Source organism: Methylobacterium platani, assembly GCF_001653715.1.
Taxonomy (GTDB): Bacteria; Pseudomonadota; Alphaproteobacteria; order Rhizobiales; family Beijerinckiaceae; genus Methylobacterium; species Methylobacterium platani.
In genome coordinates, this window is record NZ_LWHQ01000023.1 from 22,225 (window position 1) to 44,951 (window position 22,727).

Here is a 22,727-nt window from a genome sequence, read left to right on the forward strand (position 1 = left end):
GCCGGCCCCGCCATCACGGCGCCGCCGCCCGATCCGGCGTGCCCGGCGGCGGTCCATCGCCCCCCTCGACCGGGCTCATCAGCCCGCGCAGCGTCGCCGCGAGGTCGGCCATGCCGAGACCGCCCTTCTGCAGGATGCGGTCGGCCCGGCCGGCGAGACGGCGGCGGTCCTCCGCGGTGATGTCCTTCGCGGTCAGCACCACGACCGGGATGTCGCGCCATTCCGGCCTGTCCCGCAGGGCCCGGAGGAAGCCGAAGCCGTCCATCTCCGGCATCATCAGGTCGAGGAGGATCAGGCCCGGCTTGCGCACGCCGACGGCGTCGAGGCCGGCGAGCCCGTTCTCGGCGCTCGCAACCCGCCAGCCCTCGCGGGTCAGCATGGTGGTCATGCGCTCGCGCACGTCGGGGTCGTCGTCGACCACCAGCACCGGCCCCTCGTGGACGGCGGGCCGGAAGCGCTCCATCGCCTCCTTCAGGGCCCCCCATTCCACCGGCTTGTGCAGGTAGTCGGTCGCCCCGAGCGAGAAGGCGAGGTTCTGCTCGTCCAGAACCGTGACCATGATGACCGGCGTCGCGCCGAATTCGGGGTCGGCGCGCAGGGCCCGCAGCACCGCCCAGCCGTCCATCCGGGGCATCGTCACGTCGAGGAGGACGACGCGGGGGCGCAGGCGCCGCGCCTCGTCGAGGCCGGCGCGGCCGTCGGCGGCGGTCGCGACCTCGAACCCGTCCCGGCGCAGGAAGCGGGCGATCAGGTCGCGTGTCGCCGGATCGTCGTCGACGACGAGGACGAGGTTGGAGCCGGGGGCGGCGGCGACCGGGGCGTCGGGGGCGGACGGGCCCTCGGTCTTCGGGGGTTCGGCCGGGTCGCGCTCCTCGTAGAGGGCCGGCAGGTCGAGGGTGAAGGTCGTCCCCTCCCCGACCCGGCTCTCGACGGTGATCTCGCCGCCGAGCATGCGCGCGAAGGCGCGGGTGATGGCGAGCCCGAGGCCGGTCCCGCCGAAGCGCCGGGTGGTCGAGGCGTCGGCCTGGGTGAAGCGCTGGAACAGCCGCGACAGTTGTTCCTCGCTCATGCCGATGCCGGTATCGGCGACGGTGAAGCGCAAGCGGTCGCCCCCCTCGCGGGCCTCGCGCGTCGCCGAGAGGGTGATCGTGCCGCCCTCCGTGAACTTCGCCGCGTTGCTGAGCAGGTTGATCAGGCACTGCCGGAGCTTGGTCGCGTCGGTATGGGCGTGGCCGAGGGCCTCGCCGAGCTGCAGCTCAAGGGTGTTGCCCTTCTTCACCACCAGGGCGTCGACGGTGGTGGCGACCTCCCGGACGGTCTCGGCGACGTCGAGGTTCTCGGCATAGACCTCCATCCGCTCCGCCTCGATCTTCGAGAGGTCGAGCACGTCGTTGATGAGGCCGAGCAGGTGGCGGGCATTCGCCTCGATCTTGCGCATGTCGCCGAGCAGGCCCTCCTCGCCGAGGTCCTCCATCTCCTCCTGCAGCATCTCCGAGTAGCCGATCACCGCCGAGAGCGGGGTGCGCAGCTCGTGGCTCATGTTGGCGAGGAACTGGCTCTTGGCGCGGTTGGCCTCCTCCGCCGCCTCCTTGGCGGCGGCGAGCTCCAGCTCGGCCTCCTTGCGGGCGGTGACGTCGGCATGCGCCCCGACCCATTCGCGCACCCGGCCGTCCTCCTCGAGGATCGGGACGGCACGCCCCTCCATGTGGCGCCAGATCCCGTCGTGGCGGCGCAGCCGGTGCTCGATCGTGTAGAGCGTGCGGTTGGCCACCGCGTGCTGCCAGGCCGAGCGCGTCGCTTCGCGGTCGTCGGGGTGGATCGCCGCCAGGAAGCCGTCCCCGGCGGCCTCGGCCGGCGACTGCCCGGTGAAGCGGGTCCATTCCGAGGTGATCTCCCGGAAGGCGCCGTCCGGCGTGGTGGTCCAGACGATCGCCGAGGTCGCCTCGGTGAGCGAGCGGAACCGCTCCTCGCTGTCGGCCCGGCGGCGCTCGGCGAGCTTGCCCAGGGTCACGTCGTCCATGACGATGCCGACGCCGTCGGCCCGCTCGGTCTCGGGGCCGCGGCCGCGGCGGCGCAGGGGAAAGAAGCTCACCTCGAAGTGGCGGGTGCCGCCGGGGGCACTCGGCGCCGGCACGCCGACCTCGATATTGGCGGTGACGAGGCCGCGGTCGCGCGCCGCCGCGAGCTTGGGGGCGAGCGCATCGCGCAGGGACGGCAGGAAGGCCCAGATCGGCGCGCCGAGATCGGCGCCGAAGCCGCGCTCGCTCATGTTGCCGAGCGCCCGGTTCATGTGGCGCAGGTTGAGGTCGCGGTCGAGGAAGCCGAGACCCACGGGAGCGTTCTCGAGCACGCTCTCGAGGAGATCGGCCATGCGCTGGCTCTCGCGCCGGCGCACCAGGGCGAGGCGCGCCAGCAGGCCGACCGCCGCGAGGCCCGCCGCCAGGGTGACGAGGGGCAGGAGCGGCGAGCGCAGGGCGTCGGCCTCGGCGAGGCGCTTCAGCTCCGTGGCGGCGCCGTCCTGGACCTGCGCGGTCAGCGTGCGCACCGCATCCATGGCGCGCTTGCCCTCGCCGGTCTGGATCAGGTCGGTGGCGGCCTGCATGCCCTCGGACCGGCGCAGCGCGACGACGCGGGCCGCGTAGTCGCGCTCGGCCGCGACCACCTGGCGGCGGCGCTCGCGGATGTCGCGGTCGAGCGTGACCGCGTCGAGGGACGCGACCTCGCCGTCGATCCGGGCGAGCGCCGCGTCGTAGGGCGCGAGGTAGTCCTCGCGGCCGGTCAGGACGTAGCCGCGCTGGCCGGTCTCGAGGTCCTTCATGCTCGACAGCACGCGCTCGCTCAGCGCCGTCACCCGGCCGAGCCGGTCGGCCTCGGCCCGGCTGCGGGCGCCCTCGACGTAGTTCCAGCCGCCGGTCGCGACCGCGAGGGCGAGGAGGAGGAAGGCCAGCGGCGAGCCCGGCATGCGCCGGGCGGGGGCGAGGAAGCGCCAGCGATGGCTCGCGGTCGCCTTGGCGCGCTGCGTCTTGGTGGCGGTCTCGATGCTCATGTCACCCGCGTTCTGCTATCCGGCCGCCTGCGCGTCGTCGCGACCGGCATGAGCCGGAGCTAGCGCACCCCGCGCCGAAGGGGATAGCGGAGCGGCGAACCCGCGGTCCGCAGCGACCCTGCCATCAGGCTGAGATGCGGCGCCGGTAGGATGGCCAGGCGGCACGTGCGCCGCGGGGATCCGTGACGATGACGAAGGGTGACGCGGCCGTCCGCCGGGTCGTGCTGGTGGCGAACGGGGCGGCGGGCGCCCTGGTCGACGGAGGACTGACGCCGGAGGCCCTGCGCGGGCGCCTGGAGGCGGCGGGCCTCGCCGTCGTGCCGGAGCCGATGCCCGGGGCGCCCCTGCCCGAGCGGCTGGCCGCCGCCGCGGCGGTCCCCGGCCTCGCCGCGGTCGCGGTGGCGGGCGGCGACGGCACCCTGGCCTGCGCCGCGCAGGTTCTCGTCGGGCAGGACGTTCCCCTCAGCATCCTGCCGCTCGGCACCCTCAACCTGCTCGCGAAGGATCTCGGGGTTCCGCTCGACCTCGATGCGGCGATCGCCGTGCTGGCCGGGGGGTCGGTCCGCGCGATCGATGCCGGCGAGGTCAACGGCCACGTCTTCCTGATCAATTCGGTGCTCGGCCTGCCCGCCCGGCTGGCCCGCCACCGCGAGGCGGGGCGCGGCCGGATGGGAATCCGCGCGCTCCTGCGCCTGGCGGTCGGCCTGATGCGCCATCTCGGGCGCTACCGGCGGGACCGCGCCCTCCTCACCCTCGGGGGCCGGACCCGGCCGGTCCGCTTCCGGACGCTGGCCATCGTCTGCGGCGACTATCGCGAAGGGCTGGGGCAGGTTCTGTCGCGGACGGGCGTCGACGGCGGGCACCTCACGCTCTACCTCGTCGAGACCCTGTCGGCGGCGCGGCTCGTGCGCCTCGGGCTCGGCTTCGCGGTCGGCGAGTGGCGCCGCCTGCCGGACCTGGAGCGGCACGAGACCGATGCCCTGACCCTCGACGCCCGCAAGGCCCTGCGGGTCATGAACGACGGAGAGGCCGTGCTGATCGTCCCGCCCCTGCGCTACCGCCTCCGCGCGTCCGCCCTGCGCGTCCTCGTGCCGGCGGAGGATCCCCGGTGAAGCGGATCGCCCATATCTCGGACCTGCATTTCGGCCGCACCGACCCGGCGGTGGTCGAGAGCCTGGTGGCGGAGCTCACCCGCGACCGCCCGGACCTCATCATCATCTCGGGCGACTTCACCATGCGCGCCCGCACCCGGGAATACCTGGAGGCGAAGGCCTTCCTCGACCGGCTGCCGCATCCCTGGATCGCCGTGCCGGGCAACCACGACATCTCGCCGTTCCGGCTCTGGCAGCGCTTCTTCCATCCGTTCCGGCGCTACCGCCGCTACGTCGCCCCGGAGACCGAGCCGGTGTTCCAGGACGACGAGATCGCGGTGATCTGCCTCAACACCGTCCGGACCTGGGCGCCGGAGACCGACTGGTCGCAGGGCAAGATCACCCACGCGCAGATCCGGCGCACCGAGGCCAGGCTCGACGCCCTGCCGCCGGGGCTGTTCCGGATCGTCGTCGGGCACCACCCGTTCATGCCGCCGCCCTGGGACGAGGAGGCGCGCCTGGTCGGGCATGCCGACGAGGCGCTCGACGCCTTCCGGCGCCACGGTGTCGGCCTGACGCTCGCCGGCCACCTCCACCGCGGCTACGCCCGCTTCGCCGAGCCGACGCCGGACGGCCCCAAGGCCGAGATCGACCGGCCGGAGGCCAAGGCGAGCGCCCGGCGCCTGCTCGCGGTCCAGGCCGGCTCCGCCACCTCGACGCGGCTGCGCGGCAACGAGCCCAACGCCTACAACCGGATCACGGTCGCGGACGGTGTCGCCACCGTGCAGGTGCGGCTGTGGACCGGCACGGATTGGTGCGACGCCGCCGAATCGGGCGCGGCGCGCTGCGCGGCGAAGGAGTGATACCCTAGATCGTCGAGATCCTGCCGGCCGTCACCGCCGTCACCTCGATCTCGACCTTCATCTCCGGCCGCAGCAACCCGGCGGCCACCACCAGGGTCGCGGCCGGGCGGATCTCCCGCAGCACCCGGCCGCAGACCGTCAGCACGGCCTCGGCGTCGGCCCGGTCGACAATATAGTAGGTCGCCCGCACCACGTGCTCCAGCGACGAGCCCGCCTCGTCGAGCACGCCCGCGATGGTGCGCCAGCACGCCTCGGTTTGGGCCCCGGCCTCCGCCGGCATCGTCATCGCGGCATAATCGTAGCCGGTGGTGCCGGCCACGAAGACGAAGCCGTTCTGCACCACCGCGCGGGAATAGCCGTAGTCGCGCTCGAAGCTCGAGCCGCCGTCGATCAGCCGCCTCATCTCCCCTGCCCTCCCGATTCGTCGCCGGGAGAGCATGGCGGTTCAGCCGGCCTCGCTCCAGCCCCCGAAGCCGGCGAGCGGCTCCTGGTCGTAGGCCTCCATCAGCGCCCGCATCGCGCCCTCGTCGCGCAGGCGGTCCTCCGCAGCGAGGGCCGCCAGCCCCTCGAAGAAGCCCTCGCGACGCAGCGCCGGGGTGAAGGTCAGGGTGAAGCGAACGGGTTCGTCGCCGCGATTGGCGAAGGCATGGGCCTCGCCGGGGCGCACCAGCACGAAGTCGCCGGCCCCGGCGGTGACGTCACGGTCGTTCAACCGGATGGTGAGCGTCCCGTCATGCACCTCGAACGCCTCGGTGAGCCGGGCGTGTCGGTGCATCCCGGCCCCGGGCGAGCGCGCCGCCAGGGTGACGGCGTAGATGCCGATCGCGTCGCCGGTGGCGTCGCTGCGGGCGAGGTAGCGCACCCGCATCCCACCGATCGTGACGCCGGTGCCGGGCTCGGGAGACGTGTCCATGGCGGGGCTCCTCGCTGGCGGCCTGCCCGGGACAACGCGGTTTCAGGGCTTGAGGATGCGGACCAGGGTGATCATCGCACCGATGATGGCCACGGTCTGCAGGCCGACCGCGCCGACGACCCACTTGATGACGTCGGTCTTCGCGTCGGCGACCTGTGACTTGATCTCGGATCGGAGCGTCGCATCCATCGTCCGGATGTCGTTGGCCACGACCTTGATCTCGGCACGCAGGTTGGTATCGACTTCCTTGATCTCAGCGCGCAGGCTGGTCTCGACGTCCTTGATCTCGGACCGCAAATTGGTCTCGACGGTCTTGAGGTTGGTCTCGACAGTCTTGATGTCGGCCCGCAGAGCCGTCTCCGACGCCTTCACGTCGGCCTTGGTCGCGAGATCACCCTGCACAGCCTCGGAGATCGCCTCGGCGAAGCCTTCGGCCTGATCGGGCGACAATTTCGCCTTGTCCCGCAAGGTACGGGCGAGCTTCAGGGTGTCGAAGGCGACGGCGGTCATGCGGGGCATCCGGGCACGTGACCGTGCCACGATCGAAGCTAGCACCTCGACCGTTTCGCCGCCATCCTACCCCAACGTAAAAAGCCCCGCCCGGATCGCTCCGGGCGGGGCTCATCAGCGCTCAGACCCTTGCGGCTTCGGCCTTACTCGGCCGCGACCTTGTGGGCCTGCGAGCCGTCGGTATAGGTCTCGGCCTTCAGGCGCTGGCCCGGGGCGGCGCGGCCCGGGAGCGGCGGCAGGGCCTTGGCCTTCTCGAGGTCGATGCCGGCGCCTTCCGCGACGCGGCGGCCGTAATCCTCGTCGGCGTGCCAGAAGTGCCAGACCATCCGGAGCTGGATCGCCTCGGGGCACTCCTTCATGTCGGCGACGAGGTTGGCGATCAGGTCCTCGCGCTCCCAATCCTCGAAGGAGCGGTAGCGCACGCCGGCCTGGGCGTAGTCGTCCTCGGTGCGGCTGGCCTGGTAGCGGCCGAGCTTGCCCTCGACCGGCTGGTGGTACTCCTTCGCGGGCTTGGGCGCCTCGCGCAGGCCCTGGGCCAGGGTGCTGGGCTCGTAGTTGATGTGCTTGTTCTCGCCGACGCCGTCGACGTAGAACGTCATCTGGCCGTCGCGCTGGTTGGTCGCGGTCTTCACGCCCGGAGCCGGCGCGTTGATCGGCAGTTGCAGGTAGTTCGGGCCGACGCGGTAGCGCTGGGTGTCCGAGTAGGACAGGGTGCGCCCCTGGAGCATCTTGTCGTCCGAGAAGTCGATCCCGTCGACCAGCACGCCGGTGCCGAAGGCCGACTGCTCGACATCGGCGAAGAAGTTGTCCGGCACCCGGTCGAGCACCATGCGGCCGCAGGGCAGCAGCGGGAACTGGTCCACCGGCCAGAGCTTGGTGTCGTCGAGCGGATCGAACGACAGGTGGTCGTTCGGGCCGTCCGGCATGATCTGCACCGCGAACTCCCACTCGGGGAAGTTGCCGGCGGCGATGTTGTCGTAGAGGTCCTTGGTCGCGTGACCGACGTCACGGCCCTGGATCTCCGCGGCCTGGGCCGAGGTCAGGTTGCGGACGCCCTGCTTCGGGGTCCAGTGGAACTTGCAGAGGTGGGCCACGCCCTGGTCGTTGACCAGCTTGTAGGTGTTGACGCCCGAGCCTTCCATCTCGCGGTAGTTCGCCGGGATGCCCCAGGGCGACTTCAGGTGGGTCACCATGTGGATCGACTCGGGGTGCGCCGCCACGAAGTCGAAGAAGCGCCAGGCCTCCTGGCGGTTGGTCACCGGGTCGGGCTTGAAGGCGTGGATCATGTCCGGGAACTTGATCGCGTCCCGGATGAAGAAGACCTTCAGGTTGTTGCCGACAAGGTCCCAGTTGCCGTCGACGGTCTTGAACTTCACCGCGAAGCCGCGCGGGTCGCGGGCGGTCTCCGGGCTCTCCTTGGCGCCGGCCACGGTCGAGAAGCGCACGAACATCGGCGTCTTCACGCCGGTCTCGTTGAGGACGCGGGCGCGGGTGTACTTGGAAGCCGGCTCGCCGCCGATCGTGCCGTAGGCCTCGAAATAGCCGTGGGCGCCGGCGCCGCGGGCATGGACCACGCGCTCGGGAATCCGCTCACGGTCGAAATGGGTGATCTTCTCGATGAACTGGTAGTTCTCGAGGGTCGCCGGGCCACGCTCGCCGACCGTGCGCATGCTCTGATTGTCGCGGACCGGATGGCCCTGGCGGGTCGTCAGGATCGGGCGTTGGTCGCTCATGGAATCTCCTCTGGCGTGCAGGCACAGGGTGCCCGGCCGGGACGGCCGGGGACTCCGCGCGAGGGACCGCTCACATGGGGTCGGCCGGTGCGAAGCCCAACACCCTGGAACTGGTCTCGCTCCAACCTATGACCCCGGCGTGACGCGAAAACAAATGCATCGTTGCGAAGCACGTGATAGACGCAGCCTATGAATGTCTCCGGCCTGTCCCTGCGGGATCTCGAATACGTCGTGGCGGTCGCCGAGGAGGGCCATTTCGGCCGCGCCGCCGAGCGCTGCGCCGTGAGCCAGCCGACCCTGAGCGTGCAGGTGCGCAAGCTGGAGGAGTCCCTCGGCCTCGTCCTGTTCGAGCGCTCGAACCGCCGGGTGCTCCTGACCCCGAGCGGCCAGGCGGTGGTGCGCCAGGCCCGCGCGGTGCTGGCGGAGGCGCGGGCGCTGCTGCTGCTCGCCCGCGAGGGCGCCGGCAGCGGCGGCCTGCACGGGCGCCTGGTGCTGGCGGCGATCCAGACGCTCGGTCCCTACCTGTTCCCCCGGGTGCTTCGCGGCCTGCGGCAGGCCTTCCCGCACCTCGCCCTGTCGCTGAGCGAGGGGCGGACGGCGGAGATCCTCGATTCCCTGCGCGAGGGCCGGGCCGATGCGGCGCTGATCTCGCTGCCGATCCCCGATTCGGGGCTGACCGTGGCGCCGCTGTTCGACGAGCCGTTCCTGCTCGCCTGCCCGGCGGAGCACGCCTTCGCGAGCGGCGCCGCGCCGCGTCCCGGCGATCTCGCCGGCCCCGACCTGCTGCTCCTCGACGAGGGCAACTGCCTGCGCGATCAGGCGGTGGCGGCCTGCGGCGCCGGTCCGGCGAGCGGCCGCCACGCCACCAGCCTCGAGACCCTGCGCTCGATGGTGGCGGCGGGCGCCGGCTACACCCTGCTCCCGGCGCTCGCCGCCCCGAGCGGGCCCGACCCGACCGGGCTCACCGTCTGCCGGCGCTTCGAGGCCGAGAGCCCGAGCCGCACCATCGCGCTCGCCTGGCGCGCCAGCGACCCGCGGGCCGAGGGGCTGGCCGGGCTCGCGGGGTTCTTCCGCCAGCATGCGCCGCACGCAACGCTGCCCCGCGGGCAACCGGGCGAGGCCGCTCCCCGCCGCGACACCGGCCCGATTCCCGTATAGCGACGGGCGCTCCCTCCCTCCCCGATTCTGGACGCCATGCACCCGGCCTCGACGGATCCGTGCCGCTCCGCTCCCCGCGCGGCAGCCCTGTGGGCCGGCCTCGTCGCGGCCTCCGGCGCGCTGGCGGGCCTGTTCCACCTCGCCGGCTTCCCGGCCGCCCTGCTGCTCGGGCCGATGCTCGCCGCCATCGCGTTCGGGGTGCGCGGCGCGTCGATCCGGGTGCCGAAGCTCGGCTTCCAGGCCTCGCAGGCGCTGATCGGCTGCCTCGTCGCCCACGCGGTCAACGCTTCGATCGCCGCGACCTTGATGGAGGACGGGCTCCTGATCCTGGCGGTGGTCGGCGTCACGGTGGTGGCCGCCTCGCTCACCGGCTGGATCCTGACCCGCATCCGCCTCCTGCCCGGCACCGCCGCGGCCTGGGGCTCCTCGCCGGGCGGCGCCTCGGCCATGGTGGCGATGGCGGAGGAGTTCGGCGCCGATCCGCGCCTCGTCGCCTTCATGCAGTACGTCCGCGTCGCCTGCGTGGCGCTCACCGCCTCGGTGGTCGCCCGCTTCCTCGTCGGCGATGCCGGCGGCGCGGTGCCCGGCTCCGACATGGAGGCGGGCCCGCTCGCGGTCCTCGCCACCCTGGCGGTCGCCGCGATCGGCGCGTGGCTCGGCCTGCGCCTGCGCATCCCCGCCGGCGCCCTGATCGGCCCGCTCGCGATCGGGGCGTTCCTGCACGCCACCGGTCTCGCCGCCATGGCGCTGCCGTCCTGGCTGCTGGCGCTGGCCTATGCGGGCATCGGCTGGACGGTGGGCCTGCGCTTCACCCCCGCCACCGTGCGGGCGACCCTGTTCGCCCTGCCGGGCGTGCTGGTGGCGACCTTCGGGCTGATCGGGCTGTGCGGCCTGTGGGCCTGGGGCCTGACCTTCTGGCTGCCGATCGACTTCCTGACCGCCTACCTGGCGACGAGCCCGGGCGGCCTCGATTCGGTGGCGATCATCGCGGTCGGCACCCACTCGGACGTGTCCTTCGTCCTGGCGGTGCAGACCCTGCGGCTCCTCGTCGTCATCGTCACCGGCCCGCTGGTGGCGAAGTGGATTTCCCGCAGTGCCGGCGCGGGCCGCTGAAGCGGATCTGCATCGGTCAAGCTCGCATCTCGCAGGGAAAGCCGCTATGGGATGCCCGACATTTCCGCGCCACACTCCCGGCGAGTCGCTCCTCGCCCTCCGGACATGATCGAAGCCGTGCACGACTACATCAAGAAGATCCTGGGCGCCCGCGTCTACGACGTCGCCGTCGAGAGCCCGCTGGACCCGATGCCGCGCCTGTCGCAGCGCCTCGGCGCCGACGTGCTGCTCAAGCGCGAGGACCTGCAGCCGGTCTTCTCGTTCAAGCTGCGCGGCGCCTACAACAAGATGGCCGGCCTGTCGCCGGAGGCGCTGGCCCGTGGGGTGATCTGCGCCTCGGCCGGCAACCACGCGCAGGGCGTCGCGCTGGCCGCCGCCCGCCTGAAGATCCCGGCGGTGATCGTGATGCCGCGCACCACCCCGGCGATCAAGGTCGAGGGCGTGAAGTCCCGCGGCGGCCAGGTCGTGCTGCACGGCGACGCCTTCGACGAGGCCTACGCCCACGCCAAGACGCTCGAGGCCGAGCAGGGCCTGACCTTCATCCACCCCTACGACGATCCCGAGGTGATCGCCGGCCAGGGCACGATCGGGCTCGAGATCCTGCGCCAGCACGGCGACCCGATCGAGGCGGTGTTCGTGCCCGTCGGCGGCGGCGGGCTGGCGGCCGGCGTCGCCACCTTCATCAAGTTCATGCGGCCCGAGACCAAGGTCATCGGCGTCGAGCCGGCGGACGCCGCCAGCATGAAGGCGGCGATCGAGGCCGGCGAGCGGGTGGTGCTCGACTCGGTCGGCCTGTTCGCCGACGGCGTCGCGGTGCGCCAGGCCGGGGAGGAGACCTTCCGGCTCTGCCGCCAGCACCTCGACGAGGTCATCACCGTCGACACCGACGCGATCTGCGCCGCGGTCAAGGACGTGTTCGACGACACCCGGGCGATGTCCGAGCCGTCGGGGGCGCTGGCGCTGGCCGGCCTCAAGGAATACGCCGCGCGAGGCAGCGTCACGGGGGCCGGCGCCCTCGTCGCCGTCAACAGCGGCGCCAACCTCAACTTCGACCGGCTGCGCCACATCGCCGAGCGGGCCGAGCTCGGCGAGCGCCGCGAGGCGCTCCTCGCCGTCACCATCCCGGAGCGGGCCGGCAGCTACCGCGCCTTCATCCGGGCGCTCGGCCGGCGCGCCATCACCGAGTTCAACTACCGCTACGCGCCCGGCGCCGAGGCGCAGATCTTCGTCGGCGTCCAGCTCGCCGGCGGCCGCTCGGAGAAGCAGGCGCTGATCGACGAGCTGCGCCGCCTCGGCTACCCGCTGGTGGACCTGAGCGACAACGAGATGGCGAAGCTCCACGTCCGCTACATGGTCGGCGGGCGGGTGCCGGGGCTCGCCGACGAGCGGCTCCTGCGCTTCGAGTTCCCGGAGCGCCCGGGCGCGCTGCTCAAGTTCCTCGACAGCCTCGGGGTGACCTGGAACATCTCGCTGTTCCACTACCGCAACCACGGCGCCGATCACGGCCGGGTGCTCGCCGGCATCCAGGTGCCGGAGGCCGAGCGCGGCCGCTTCGCCGCGGCGCTGGCCGAGCTCGGCTACGAGCACCACGACGAGACCGACAACGCCGCCTACCGGCTGTTCCTCGACGGGCAGCCACGGGAGGTGCCGGTGCGGGAGGCGATCTCGGCACCGGCGGCGTGAGGTGATTTCCCCCTCGGCTCGCCCGAGGAAGGATAGAGCGCGTCTCCCCTCTCCCACTCGGGAGAGGGGATCCCGCGCCACTCCGGTCTCGCCCCACGCTCGACACGCTCGCGCGGCACGATCGCCGCCTTGACGCCGCCCCGCCACCGGTTCACCTCATCGCCCGATGCCTCCGCTCCTCGCCCTGCCCTTCCCCGCCATCGACCCCGTCGCGGTCGCGATCGGGCCCCTGCAGATCAAGTGGTACGCCCTCGCCTACATCGTCGGGCTCGTGGGCGGCTGGTTCTACGCCAAGCGCCTCGTCTCGGCGCCGGGGCTGTGGGGCGCGGTGCGGCGGCCGACGCCGCTCGACATCGACGACCTGATCGTCTGGGTCGCGCTCGGCGTCGTGCTCGGCGGGCGCATCGGCTACGTGCTGTTCTACAACCTCGCCGCCTATCTCGCGCACCCGGCCGAGATCCTGGCGATCTGGCGCGGCGGCATGTCGTTCCACGGCGGCTTCCTCGGGGCGGTGCTGGCGCTGGTGCTGTTCGCCCGCCGCCGCGGCCTGAACTGGTACGCGATGCTCGACCTCGCCGCCGTGGTGGTGCCGATCGGGCTGTTCTTCGGGCGGCTGGCCAACTTCGTGAACGGCGAATTGTGGGGCCGGCCGGCGCCGGACTTCGCCTACGCCATCGTGTTCCCGAACGGCGGGCCGCTGCCGCGCCATCCGAGCCAGCTCTACGAGGCCTTCGCCGAGGGGCTGGTGCTGTTCCTGGTCATGGCGATCGCGGTGCGGCGCTTCGGCTTCCGCCGGCCCGGCCTGCTCGGCGGGATCTTCGTCGTCGGCTACGCCGTCGCCCGCACCACCTGCGAGTTCTTCCGCGAGCCCGACCCGCAGCTCGGCTTCCTGTTCGGGACCCATGTCGGCGCGCTCGGCGGCGGCATCACCATGGGGATGCTGCTCTGCGTGCCGATGCTGCTGATCGGCGCGGTCTTCATCGTGCGGGCCCTGCGCGGCGACACCCGGCCCCGCGCCCGGCTCGCCGGCGAGGCCGCGGCCGAGTCCACGGAAGCGACCTCGGCGTGACCGGGACGCCGCTCCTCGGCGAGTTGCGCCGCCTGATCGCGGTCGAGGGGCCGATCACCATCGAGCGCTACATGGCGCTCTGCCTCGGCCACCCGGTCCACGGCTATTACCGCACCCGCGATCCCCTGGGCGCGGCCGGCGACTTCACCACCGCGCCGGAGATCAGCCAGATCTTCGGCGAGCTTCTCGGACTCTGGACCGCCGAGGTCTGGCACGGGCTCGGGCGCCCGGCCGGGTTCCGCCTCGTCGAGCTCGGCCCCGGCCGCGGCACCCTGATGGCGGACGCGCTGCGGGCCCTGCGGGCGGCCGCGCCCGACTGCCTGGCGGCCGCCGACCTCCACCTCGTCGAGACGAGCCCGACCTTGCGCGCGGCGCAGGGCCGGGCGCTCGCGACCGCCGCGCCGACCTGGCACGACGCGATCGACACCCTGCCGGACGGCCCGGCGATCGTACTCGCCAACGAGTTCTTCGACGCCCTGCCGGTGCGCCAGTACCAGCGTACCGGGCGCGGCTGGTGCGAGCGCCGGGTCGGCCTCAAGGACGGTGTCGGCCTCGACGGCGACGTCCTCGCCTTCGGGCTGAGCCCGGACCCGACGCCGGAGATCACGGCGGAGGGCGCGGCCGGCGCGATCCTGACCCTGCCGGCGGTCGGCCTCGACCTCGTCCGCCAGCTCGCCGGACGGCTCGCCCGCGAGGGCGGCGCCTTGCTCGCCATCGATTACGGCGACCTCTACGGCGGCACCGCCGACACGCTCCAGGCGGTGACCCGCCACCGCTTCGCCGATCCCCTCGAGGCCCCGGGCGAGACCGACCTCACCGCCCAGGTCGACTTCGCGGCGCTGGCGCGGGCCGCCGCGGGTGCCGGCGCCGTGGTGCACGGGCCGGTGACGCAGGCGGATTTCCTCCTGGCCCTCGGCCTCGCGCAGCGTGCCGAGCGCCTGGCCGCGCGGGCGAACCCGGTCCAGGCCGCCGCCGTCAAGGCCGGCGCCGACCGCCTGGTCGACCGCTCGACCCGCGGCATGGGACACCTGTTCAAGGTGATGGGCCTGACCGGTCCCGGCCGGCCGGGCCTGCCGGGATTCTAAGGGGCCCGGTTTCGCCACGATCTCCCGGCGATCCTGCGGGACGCCTTGCCGCAGGACGACCCCGCGATGTTCATCGAAGCGCCCGAACTCAGCTCCCATGCCGGCCTGCGCCACGCCTTCTTCACCCGCGAGGGCGGCGTGTCGCAGGAGCTCTATGCCTCCCTCAACGGCGGCCTCGGCTCCGGCGACGACCCGGCCCACGTGCGCGAGAACCGCCGCCGCATGACCGCCGAGCTCGGGCTGGCGCCGGAGAACCTCGTCAGCCTCTACCAGGTCCATTCCGCCGAATGCGTGATCGTCGAGGCGCCCTTCGCCGAGCGCCCCCGCGCCGACGCGATGGCGACCCGGGTACCGGGCTTGGGGCTGGGCATCCTCACCGCGGATTGCGGGCCGATCCTGTTCGCCGACCCGGGGAACCGGGTGATCGGCGCCGCCCATGCCGGCTGGAAGGGCGCGCTCACCGGCGTGATCGAGGCGACGCTCGCCGCCATGGAGGGTCTCGGCGCCGACCGGGCCGCCACCGTCGCGGTGCTGGGCCCGACGATCGGGCCGTCCGCCTACGAGGTCGGCCCGGAATTCCGCGAGCGCTTCGAGGCCGCGGAGCCCGGCAACGCCCGCTACTTCGCGGCGAGCCCCGAGCGCGCCACGCACAGCCTGTTCGACCTCCCGGCCTACATCGTCGCCCGGCTCGAGCGGGCCGGCATCGGCGAGGTCGCGAATGCGGGCCTGTGCACCTATTCCGATCCGGACCGCTTCTTCAGCTATCGCCGCACCACCCACCGGGGCGAGGCCGATTACGGCCGCCTCGTCTCGGCGATCGCCCTCATCCCCGACGCCCTCTGACGCCGGCCCCGCGAAGGTCGCGTGCAGCATCGATTCGGCCGCCGATAGGGCGTCGTTCGGCTTTCGTTAGGATCGGTGCGGCAAGCGTAGCAAAAAAATTTGTGCGCGCGTGAACCTTGACCGTTCGCGCGCGTTAAGGGGGTTAAGGAGCCAAGGGAAAGCTCGCGATGAACAGCCGTTAAGGCCGCGGTGAAACTCACCAGCGTTGTCGCGAGGACACAGCTTTCACCGGGCTACCGGGGTATGTCGGGGACACTGCTTCGGTTGGACGCCGACCCGAAAACGGGCGCGTTCGCCGCCGCATAGTAGGAAGGACCAGTTCCATGAAGTCGCTTCTCAAGAGCGCTACCGCCCTCGCTGGCATCGTCGTCGCCGGCTCGGCCTTCGCCGCCGATCTGCCGCGTCGCGTCGCCCCGCCGCCGGTCTTCACGCCGGTGCCGGTTTTCACCTGGACGGGCTTCTACGCCGGTTTCAACGCCGGCTACGGCTTCAACACCGCTGACACCCGCGCCCCGACCGTCGTCGGCGTGCCGGCCGGCGCCAACGCCGCCAGCAGCGTGTTCGTGACCGGCGCCGGCGTGCCGACCACCGGCGTGCTCGCCTTCGGCAACCGCAACAGCAACGACGGCTTCGTCGGCGGCGGCCAGATCGGCTACAACTACCAGTTCACCCCGGGCTCGGGCGTGGTCGTCGGCATCGAGGCCGACGCCCAGTACGTCGACTTCGGCCGCAGCCGCAACCGCTTCGCCTTCGCCACCGTTCCGGGCGGCGCCGTCGCTCCGGGCGCCCTGGTGTTCAACCCGAACGGCATCTCGGGCCTGGACTTTTTCGGCACCGTGCGCGGCCGCCTCGGCTACGCCTGGGACCGCACCCTCGTGTACGCCACCGGCGGCTTCGCCTACGGCTCGGGCGGCGGCCGCGACTTCGGCCTGACCAACAGCTCGCGCGACGACTTCCAGACCGGCTGGACCGTCGGCGGCGGTGTCGAGTACGCCCTGCCCACCGACTCGTTCTTCAACTTCTTCCGTTCGTCGGCCGTGACCCTCAAGGTCGAAGGCCTGTACGTGAAGCTGGACCAGGGCAACCGCAACAACGGCGTGTTCGCCCAGACCGCCAACGGCACGCAGTACTCGGTGTTCTCGCCGGGCGTCGTGTCGGTCGGCCCGGCCAACCTGTACCGTCGCGAGACCGAGTTCGCGGTCGTCCGCGCCGGCCTGAACTACAAGTTCAACGGCTTCTAGTCGTCGCACTCCGTCAGGCTGACGGAGCGGAGCCCGGCCTCGCGGCCGGGCTCTTTTTTTATGCTCACGCGCCGGTCGGCACCTTCACGGTGAACTTCACCTCCCGCAGGGAGAAGTTCGAGTGGATCTGCTGCACCGCCGGGCAGGAGAAGACCGCCTCCTGCAGGAAGCGCTCGTAATGCTGCGCGTCCCGCACCACGACCCGCAGCAGGTAATCGGCCTGGCCGGTGGTGGAGAAGCATTCCAGCACCTCGTCCCGGCAGCCGATCACGCGCTCGAACTCGGCGACGCCCTCCCGGTCGTGCTTGGCCAGCGTCACGTGGGCGAAGACGCATTGGCCGTGGCCGAGCGCCGCAGCGTCGACCAGCGCGACGTAGCCGCGGATGATCCCGCGCTCCTCCAGGGATTTCAGACGCCGCCAGGTCGGCGAGGTCGAGAGGCCGATCCGCTGGGCGAGGTCCTGCACCGAGAGCCGCGCGTCGTCCTGCAGCGCGTCGAGGATCGCCCGCTCGAAGCGGTCCGGCGCGTCTGCGCGATCAGGCATGGGCATGTCTCGTTCCGGCGTTTCCGGCTCCGTTCGTACCGCGAAGGCCCCTCGATCGGAAGGAGAGAGGCAGGTTTTGCCCTCGGCGGCGGCATAGCCTTGCGGCGGAGGAGACATCGCCGATGCCCGAGCTCGACCGCACCTACCGCCTCGACGACCGCTTCGACCTGAGCCTCGGCCGGGCCTACATGACCGGGACGCAGGCCCTGGTGCGGCTGCTCCTCGCCCAAGCCGCGATCGACCGCCGCGACGGGCTGAACACCGCCGGCCTCGTCTCCGGCTATCGCGGCTCGCCGCTCGGCGCCGTCGACCAGGAATTGTGGCGGGCCAAGGACCGGCTCGCGGGAGCCGGCATCCGCTTCCAGCCCGGGATCAACGAGGACCTGGCGGCGGCGGCCCTGCTCGGCAGCCAGCGCGTGGCGCTCGATCCGGCCGCGACCGTCGAGGGCGTGTTCGGCCTGTGGTACGGCAAGGGCCCGGGCGTCGACCGCTCCGGCGACGCGCTCAAGCACGGCAACGCCTATGGCAGCTCGCCGAAGGGCGGCGTGCTCGTCGTCGCCGGCGACGACCACGGCTGCGTCTCCTCGTCGATGTCGCACCAGAGCGACCTGGCGCTCGCGGCCTGGCACATGCCGGTGATCCATCCGGGCAGCCTTGCCGAGTACGAGGCCTTCGGCCTGTGGGGCTTTGCCGCCTCGCGGTTCTCCGGCGCCTGGGTCGGGTTCAAGGCGATCTCCGAGGTGGTGGAGGGCGCGGCCTCGGTCGCGCTGGCGCCGCTGCCGCATTTCGCGACACCCGATTTCGCGCCCCCGCCGGGCGGGCTGCATATCCGCTGGCCCGACCTGCCGAGCCTCGCCATCGAGGCGAGGGCACTGCAGAAACTCGAGGCGATCCGCGCCTTCGCCCGGGCCAATCCCCTCGACCGGCTGGCGGTGGCGCCCGAGCGGCCCCGCCTCCTCGTCGTCACCGTCGGCAAGGCCCACGGCGACGCGATGGAGGCGTTCCGGCTCCTCGGCCTCACGCCGGACGCGCTCGCCGCCGCCGGGATCGCCGTCCTGAAGGTCGGCCTCGTCCATCCCCTCGACAGCGCCGGGATCGCCGGCCTCGCGGCCGGCGTCGAGACCGTGCTGGTGATCGAGGAGAAGGCGCCGCTCGTCGAGCGCCAGCTGCGCGACGGGCTCTACGACCTCCCCACGGAGCGGCGCCCGCGCATCCTCGGCAAGCGCGACGCGGCGGGCGCCCCCCTGGTGCCGGAGGTCGAGGAGCTGCGCCCCTCGCGCCTGACCGGGATCCTGACCGAGGCCTTGCGCCCCCTCGGCCTCGCCGTCCGGATGCCGGACGCGCCCTCGCCTCCCCCCGCTGCCGGGCCGCTGCCGGTGCGCACGCCGTATTTCTGCTCCGGCTGCCCGCACAACACCTCGACCCGGGTGCCGGACGGCTCGCAGGCCCGGGCCGGCATCGGCTGCCACTTCATGGCGAACTGGATGGAGCGCGACACCACCGGCATCGTGCCGATGGGGGCCGAGGGCGTCGACTGGACCGGCCAGGCGCCGTTCACCCGGCAGACCCACGTGTTCCAGAATCTCGGCGACGGCACCTACTTCCATTCCGGCCACGCGGCGATCCGGCAGGCGGTCGCGAGCGGGGCCAACATCACCTACAAGATCCTGTACAACGACGCGGTCGCGATGACCGGCGGCCAGCCGGTCGACGGCGTGCTCACCGTGCCACAGATCACCCGCCTGATGGCGGCCGAGGGCGCGCGCAAGGTCGTGGTGGTCTCCGACGATCCGGCCCGCGTGGCGAGGAACGCCGCCCGCGATCCCCTCGGCCTCGGCGTCACCGTGCATCACCGCGACGACCTCGACGCGGTGCAGCGCGCGTTGCGCGAGACCCCCGGCGTCACCGTGCTGGTCTATGACCAGACCTGCGCCACCGAGGCGCGCCGACGGCGCAAGCGCGGCCTCAGCCCGCAGCCGGCACGGCGCGCGGTGATCAACCCCCTCGTCTGCGAGGGCTGCGGCGATTGCCAGGCGAAATCGAACTGCCTCTCGGTCGTGCCGGTCGAGACCGAGTTCGGGCGCAAGCGCGCCATCGACCAGACCGGCTGCAACAGCGACCTGTCCTGCCTCAAGGGCTTCTGCCCGTCCTTCGTCACCCTGGAGGGCGCCACCCCGCGGCGGCGTCCCGGCGTCGCGATCGACCCCGGGGCGGTCGCGGCCCGGGCCGCCGCCCTGCCGGAGCCCGATACCGCGCTCGGCGACGCGCCCTACGAGATCCTGGTCGCCGGGGTCGGCGGTACCGGGGTGGTCACGGTCGGGGCGCTCATCACCATGGCGGCGCATCTCGAGGGTCACGGCGCCAGCGTGCTCGACTTCATGGGCTTTGCCCAGAAGGGCGGGCAGGTGCTCTCCTTCGTGCGGCTTGCCGCCGATCCGGCCCTGCTCCACCAGGTGCGGATCGACCGCGGCCGGGCCGACGCGGTGCTGGCCTGCGACCTCGTGGTGGCGGCGAGTGCCGACGCCGCCGCGGTGATCGATCCCGCCCGCACCCGGATCGTCGCCAACACTCACGAGATCCCGACCGGCACGACCCTGCGCGACCCGAATGCCCGCATCGACACGCGGATGCTCGAAGCACTCCTCGCCCGCCGGGTCGGGGCGGGTGCGCTGCGCAGCCTCGACGCCCAGGCGATGGCCGCACGGCTGATCGGCGACGCGCAGGCCGCCAACGTGCTGCTGCTGGGCTTTGCCTGGCAGTGCGGCCTGGTGCCGGTCTCGCGCGACGCCCTCGATCAGGCCGTGACGCTGAACGGCGTCGCGGTGGCGGGCAACCGGCTCGCCCTCGCCTGGGGCCGCCTGCTCGCCGCCGAGCCGGAATTCGTCGCGGGCCGGCTCGCGCCGGAACAGGATCCCGCTGCGCAGGATCTCGACACGCTGGTCGCGCGCCGCGCCGCGTTCCTCGCCGCCTACCAGGACGCGGCCTACGCCGCGCGCTACCGCACCCGGGTGGCGACGGTGCGGGAGCGCGGCGGCGACGCCCTCGCCGAGGCGGTCGCCCGCTCGCTCTTCAAGCTGATGGCGGTCAAGGACGAGTACGAGGTGGCCCGGCTCCAGTCCGATCCGGCCTTCCACGCCCGCCTCGCCGACGAATTCGAGGCATCGGACCCCGGCGGCAGGGTGCGGCCGACCTTCCATCTCGCCCCGCCCTTCCTCGCGCGGGCGCGGCCGGGCGAGGCGGAGCCGCGCAAGATCGCCTTCGGGCCGTGGCTGCTGCCGGTCCTGCGCGGGCTCGCCCGCCTGAAGGGCCTGCGCGGCCGGCGCCTCGACCCTTTGTGGCTGATCGCCGAGCGGCGCGAGGAACGGGCGGTGCTGGCGGAGTACGAGGCGCAGGTCGACGCGGCGCTCGCCCTCCTCGGCCGGGCCGATCCCGCCACCCTGCGCGACCTCCTCGCCGCGCCGGAGGCGATCCGCGGCTTCGGCCCGGTCAAGGCGCGGGCGATCTCGGCCTGGCGGGCGCGCAGCGACGCGCTGCTGGCGGCGGCCCGAACCGGCAACGACGCCGGGGCGCCGTTGTCGCGGGCGGGGTAAGCGCTTCCGGCGCCTGCGTCGGCCGGCCGGATTGCCGTCGGGCCGGCCCTCGCGTAGGCGGTAGCGCATTCCTGCCACCGCCACAGGTTGCCCACCATGCGCCGCCGGACCCGTTCCTTCGTCGGGGCGATCGCGATGATCGCCTTCGTGATCGTCTACGCGCCGCTCGCCATGGCGCTCGCCGACAGCCGCATCGCCGAGACGCCGGCGGTGGTGCAGTCGGTGCTCTACGCGATCCTCGGCATCGCCTGGATCTTCCCGCTGATGCCGCTGATCCGCTGGATGGAACGGCCCGACCGCGACCCCGCCTGATCATGTGAACCGCCCGGTTCAGGCCGGCTTTTCGCCCGAAATGCCTGCCAGAGACCGGGTGACGGCCGTCGGGCCTGCACCGTTCCACCTCGTGCGTCCCGCCAGACCTCCGCCCACCAGAACCCGCAAGGCAGCCCCAGGCCCATGCGCCACGCGCTCGCGCTCTTCCTCCTCCTCGGTCCCCTCGCCGGCGCCGCCCTGGCGCAGGGTGCGCCGCGCTCCGTCGGCGATTGCGAGCGCATCAAGGGGGATCTCGCCTACAACCAGTGCCTGTCGCTGTTCGGCCCCGCCGCGAAGAGCCTCGCCTCCGGCGTGACCGCGGCCGCCGCGGCCGCGGCGGCGGCGATCCCGCGCCTGCCCGAGCCCCCGAGCCTCGGCGAGGTCGCCGAACCGGCGCACCGCGGCCGCCGCGGCTGGACCCGGCGCCTGCGCGGAGGACGCCAGAGCGCGGAATTCACGGTCGTCAGCGGCGGCAGCCGCCACTATCGCCGCCGGCGCCATCGCTAAAGCAGCGACCGATCGCGTTGCAACCGGACGCTGCTCTAGCAGGCTGCTGAAAAAGGGCTTCGCGTGTCGGCAGAAGCGTGATGCACTCTGCTGCGATCAGCAGGAGAGTTTTCAGTGCGTGGTCAGGATGTCCGAAGCCGCTCGCTGTTTTCCTGCATGGATCTCGAGCGCCGCATTCGGCCTGATCACCCCCTGAGAACGATCCGGACTTTGGTTGACGAGGTGCTCACGACGCTCGACGGACAGTTCGTCGAGATCTACTCGCAGATTGGCCACCCCTCGATCCCACCCGAGCAACTCCTGCGCGCCATGCTGCTCCAGGCGTTCTACTCCGTCCGCTTCGAGCGTCAGTTGATGGAGCGCCTCGACTTCGATCTACTGTTCCGCTGGTTCGTCGGCCTCGGCATCGACGATCCCGTCTGGGATGCCTCCACCTTTTACAAGAACCGCGATCGGCTGCTGGGCGGCAGCGTGGCCGCCGCCTTCCTGAGCGCCGTGCTGGCGATCCCGCGCGTCAAGCGGCTACTGTCGCAAGATCATTTCACCGTCGATGGCACCCTGATCCAGGCCTGGGCCTCGATGAAGAGCCTCAAGCCCAAGGATACCGCGCCCGCCGACCCATCCGATCCTCCGGCAGGCGGACGCAATCCCGACGTCGACTTTCGAGGCAAGAGCCTGTCAAACGACACTCATCAGAGCAGCACCGACCCTCAGGCGCGGCTCTACCGCAAGGGCCAGGGCAGGGAAGCCAAGCTCTGCTTCATGGCTCATGCGCTCATGGAGAATCGCAACGGGCTGATCGTCGACGGCTGCGTGACCCAGGCGACCGGGCAGGCCGAGCGCGTCGCGGCTCTGGCGATGATCGAGAAGCGGGCCAACCGTCCCACCCGCATCACCCTGGGCGCCGACAAAGGTGACGACGCCGCGGATTTCGTGAACGAACTGCGCGCCATGGCGGTGACGCCGCACGTCGCCTGCAACACGGCGGGACGCCGCTCCGCCATCGACGGCCGCACGACACGCCAGCCCGGCTACGCGATCAGCCAGACCATCCGCAAGCGGATCGAGGAAAGCTTCGGCTGGAGCAAGGAGATCGGCCTGATCGGCCGCTTCCGGGTCCGAGGGCGTGAGCGGATCGACATGGCCTTCACCTTCACAGCCGCAGCCTTCAACCTAGTGCGGCTGCCAAAACTCCTCGGAACGGGAGCGACAGCCTGACACAAGAACACCAAAGCCTCTTGCGACACTCGGCTGAACCCTGCTTCAGCGCATCGGGCGAGCCCGGCGCTACGAGCCACCGCGACGCCAGTGCAAGGCGAAGCCCGCCAGACCAAACAGCGCCAAACTACGCACCAGACCGGCACGACCCTTTTTCAGAAGCCTGCTAGAGCACTTCGCGATGGCAACGCCACGGTACACGACACCG

General features: G+C 72.2%; 19 protein-coding genes. 13 read left to right on the forward strand and 6 right to left on the reverse strand.

The window, feature by feature from the left end; genetic code table 11:
- Window positions 1–13 precede the first annotated feature (13 nt).
- Window positions 14–3,046 carry a response regulator gene (locus A5481_RS13655; protein WP_064503991.1) on the reverse strand — a complete coding sequence of 1,011 codons (3,033 nt, stop codon included), beginning with the start codon at window positions 3,044–3,046 and terminating at the stop codon, window positions 14–16.
- Window positions 3,047–3,234: 188 nt separating this feature from the next.
- On the opposite strand from A5481_RS13655, the gene A5481_RS13660 reads away from it, so the two are divergent.
- Both A5481_RS13660 and A5481_RS13665 read left to right on the forward strand, forming a co-directional pair.
- On the forward strand, window positions 3,235–4,158 hold the full coding sequence (locus A5481_RS13660; RefSeq protein ID WP_048435839.1) for a diacylglycerol/lipid kinase family protein: 924 nt from the start codon (window positions 3,235–3,237) through the stop codon (window positions 4,156–4,158).
- A complete protein-coding gene (locus A5481_RS13665; protein ID WP_048435838.1) occupies window positions 4,155–5,000 on the forward strand; it encodes a metallophosphoesterase family protein in 846 nt (281 codons plus the stop codon). The genes A5481_RS13660 and A5481_RS13665 overlap by 4 nt, the downstream gene beginning before the upstream one ends.
- A gap of 4 nt (window positions 5,001–5,004) precedes the next feature.
- On the opposite strand, the gene A5481_RS13670 is transcribed toward A5481_RS13665, so the two are convergent.
- The 4 genes from A5481_RS13670 to A5481_RS13685 form a co-directional block, all read right to left on the reverse strand.
- Window positions 5,005–5,403, reverse strand: coding sequence for a RidA family protein (locus A5481_RS13670; protein WP_048435837.1), 399 nt, complete (start codon window positions 5,401–5,403; stop codon window positions 5,005–5,007).
- A gap of 42 nt (window positions 5,404–5,445) precedes the next feature.
- Window positions 5,446–5,913, reverse strand: a complete 468-nt coding sequence (locus A5481_RS13675; protein WP_048435836.1) for a cupin domain-containing protein — start codon at window positions 5,911–5,913, stop codon at window positions 5,446–5,448.
- 42 nt (window positions 5,914–5,955) lie between these two features.
- On the reverse strand, window positions 5,956–6,423 hold the full coding sequence (locus A5481_RS13680; RefSeq protein WP_048435835.1) for a coiled-coil domain-containing protein: 468 nt from the start codon (window positions 6,421–6,423) through the stop codon (window positions 5,956–5,958).
- Window positions 6,424–6,566: 143 nt separating this feature from the next.
- On the reverse strand, window positions 6,567–8,156 hold the full coding sequence (locus tag A5481_RS13685) for a catalase (RefSeq protein WP_048435834.1): 1,590 nt from the start codon (window positions 8,154–8,156) through the stop codon (window positions 6,567–6,569).
- Between the two features lie 189 nt (window positions 8,157–8,345).
- Here A5481_RS13685 and A5481_RS13690 point away from each other — a divergent pair, with 189 nt between their 5' ends.
- The 7 genes from A5481_RS13690 (at window position 8,346) to A5481_RS13720 (ending at window position 16,348) form a co-directional block, all read left to right on the forward strand.
- On the forward strand, window positions 8,346–9,314 hold the full coding sequence (locus A5481_RS13690) for a LysR substrate-binding domain-containing protein (RefSeq protein WP_048435833.1): 969 nt from the start codon (window positions 8,346–8,348) through the stop codon (window positions 9,312–9,314).
- 36 nt (window positions 9,315–9,350) lie between these two features.
- Window positions 9,351–10,427 (forward strand): AbrB family transcriptional regulator, encoded by a 1,077-nt coding sequence (locus A5481_RS13695; RefSeq protein ID WP_048435832.1) that lies wholly within the window; start codon window positions 9,351–9,353, stop codon window positions 10,425–10,427.
- Window positions 10,428–10,544: 117 nt separating this feature from the next.
- Window positions 10,545–12,110, forward strand: coding sequence for a threonine ammonia-lyase, biosynthetic (gene ilvA / locus A5481_RS13700; RefSeq protein WP_048435841.1), 1,566 nt, complete (start codon window positions 10,545–10,547; stop codon window positions 12,108–12,110).
- A 166-nt stretch (window positions 12,111–12,276) separates the two neighbouring features.
- Window positions 12,277–13,179 (forward strand): prolipoprotein diacylglyceryl transferase, encoded by a 903-nt coding sequence (lgt, locus tag A5481_RS13705; protein ID WP_048435831.1) that lies wholly within the window; start codon window positions 12,277–12,279, stop codon window positions 13,177–13,179.
- A complete protein-coding gene (locus A5481_RS13710) occupies window positions 13,176–14,264 on the forward strand; it encodes a class I SAM-dependent methyltransferase (RefSeq protein WP_048435830.1) in 1,089 nt (362 codons plus the stop codon). Before lgt ends, A5481_RS13710 begins: the two co-directional genes overlap by 4 nt.
- A 66-nt stretch (window positions 14,265–14,330) precedes the next feature.
- Complete coding sequence (pgeF, locus tag A5481_RS13715; protein WP_048435829.1) at window positions 14,331–15,107, forward strand: peptidoglycan editing factor PgeF; 777 nt, start codon at window positions 14,331–14,333, stop codon at window positions 15,105–15,107.
- Window positions 15,108–15,430: 323 nt separating this feature from the next.
- On the forward strand, window positions 15,431–16,348 hold the full coding sequence (locus tag A5481_RS13720; RefSeq protein WP_048435828.1) for an outer membrane protein: 918 nt from the start codon (window positions 15,431–15,433) through the stop codon (window positions 16,346–16,348).
- A gap of 64 nt (window positions 16,349–16,412) precedes the next feature.
- Here A5481_RS13720 and A5481_RS13725 read toward each other — a convergent pair whose 3' ends face one another.
- Window positions 16,413–16,892 carry an Lrp/AsnC family transcriptional regulator gene (locus A5481_RS13725; protein WP_053082508.1) on the reverse strand — a complete coding sequence of 160 codons (480 nt, stop codon included), beginning with the start codon at window positions 16,890–16,892 and terminating at the stop codon, window positions 16,413–16,415.
- A gap of 122 nt (window positions 16,893–17,014) precedes the next feature.
- Between A5481_RS13725 and A5481_RS13730 the strand changes: the two genes are divergently transcribed.
- The 4 genes from A5481_RS13730 to A5481_RS13745 all read left to right on the forward strand — a co-directional run bounded on the left by A5481_RS13730 (window position 17,015) and on the right by A5481_RS13745 (window position 22,519).
- Window positions 17,015–20,482 (forward strand): indolepyruvate ferredoxin oxidoreductase family protein, encoded by a 3,468-nt coding sequence (locus A5481_RS13730; protein ID WP_048435826.1) that lies wholly within the window; start codon window positions 17,015–17,017, stop codon window positions 20,480–20,482.
- Window positions 20,483–20,578: 96 nt separating this feature from the next.
- The gene (locus A5481_RS13735; RefSeq protein WP_048435825.1) at window positions 20,579–20,794 is read left to right on the forward strand and encodes a DUF2842 domain-containing protein; all 216 of its coding nucleotides are present in this window, start codon (window positions 20,579–20,581) and stop codon (window positions 20,792–20,794) included.
- 144 nt (window positions 20,795–20,938) lie between these two features.
- The gene (locus A5481_RS13740; protein ID WP_048435824.1) at window positions 20,939–21,301 is read left to right on the forward strand and encodes a hypothetical protein; all 363 of its coding nucleotides are present in this window, start codon (window positions 20,939–20,941) and stop codon (window positions 21,299–21,301) included.
- Window positions 21,302–21,415: 114 nt separating this feature from the next.
- On the forward strand, window positions 21,416–22,519 hold the full coding sequence (locus A5481_RS13745; RefSeq protein WP_048435823.1) for an IS5 family transposase: 1,104 nt from the start codon (window positions 21,416–21,418) through the stop codon (window positions 22,517–22,519).
- Window positions 22,520–22,727: the final 208 nt, after the last annotated feature.

Coding starts and splice junctions, on each gene's coding strand:
- A5481_RS13655 (WP_064503991.1), bottom strand. CDS start 3,046: ATGAGCATCGAGACCGCCACCAAGACGCAGCGCGCCAAGGCGACCGCG.
- A5481_RS13660 (WP_048435839.1), top strand. CDS start 3,235: ATGACGAAGGGTGACGCGGCCGTCCGCCGGGTCGTGCTGGTGGCGAAC.
- A5481_RS13670 (WP_048435837.1), bottom strand. CDS start 5,403: ATGAGGCGGCTGATCGACGGCGGCTCGAGCTTCGAGCGCGACTACGGC.
- A5481_RS13675 (WP_048435836.1), bottom strand. CDS start 5,913: ATGGACACGTCTCCCGAGCCCGGCACCGGCGTCACGATCGGTGGGATG.
- A5481_RS13680 (WP_048435835.1), bottom strand. CDS start 6,423: ATGACCGCCGTCGCCTTCGACACCCTGAAGCTCGCCCGTACCTTGCGG.
- A5481_RS13685 (WP_048435834.1), bottom strand. CDS start 8,156: ATGAGCGACCAACGCCCGATCCTGACGACCCGCCAGGGCCATCCGGTC.
- A5481_RS13690 (WP_048435833.1), top strand. CDS start 8,346: ATGAATGTCTCCGGCCTGTCCCTGCGGGATCTCGAATACGTCGTGGCG.
- A5481_RS13695 (WP_048435832.1), top strand. CDS start 9,351: ATGCACCCGGCCTCGACGGATCCGTGCCGCTCCGCTCCCCGCGCGGCA.
- lgt (WP_048435831.1), top strand. CDS start 12,277: ATGCCTCCGCTCCTCGCCCTGCCCTTCCCCGCCATCGACCCCGTCGCG.
- pgeF (WP_048435829.1), top strand. CDS start 14,331: ATGTTCATCGAAGCGCCCGAACTCAGCTCCCATGCCGGCCTGCGCCAC.
- A5481_RS13720 (WP_048435828.1), top strand. CDS start 15,431: ATGAAGTCGCTTCTCAAGAGCGCTACCGCCCTCGCTGGCATCGTCGTC.
- A5481_RS13725 (WP_053082508.1), bottom strand. CDS start 16,892: ATGCCTGATCGCGCAGACGCGCCGGACCGCTTCGAGCGGGCGATCCTC.
- A5481_RS13730 (WP_048435826.1), top strand. CDS start 17,015: ATGCCCGAGCTCGACCGCACCTACCGCCTCGACGACCGCTTCGACCTG.
- A5481_RS13735 (WP_048435825.1), top strand. CDS start 20,579: ATGCGCCGCCGGACCCGTTCCTTCGTCGGGGCGATCGCGATGATCGCC.
- A5481_RS13740 (WP_048435824.1), top strand. CDS start 20,939: ATGCGCCACGCGCTCGCGCTCTTCCTCCTCCTCGGTCCCCTCGCCGGC.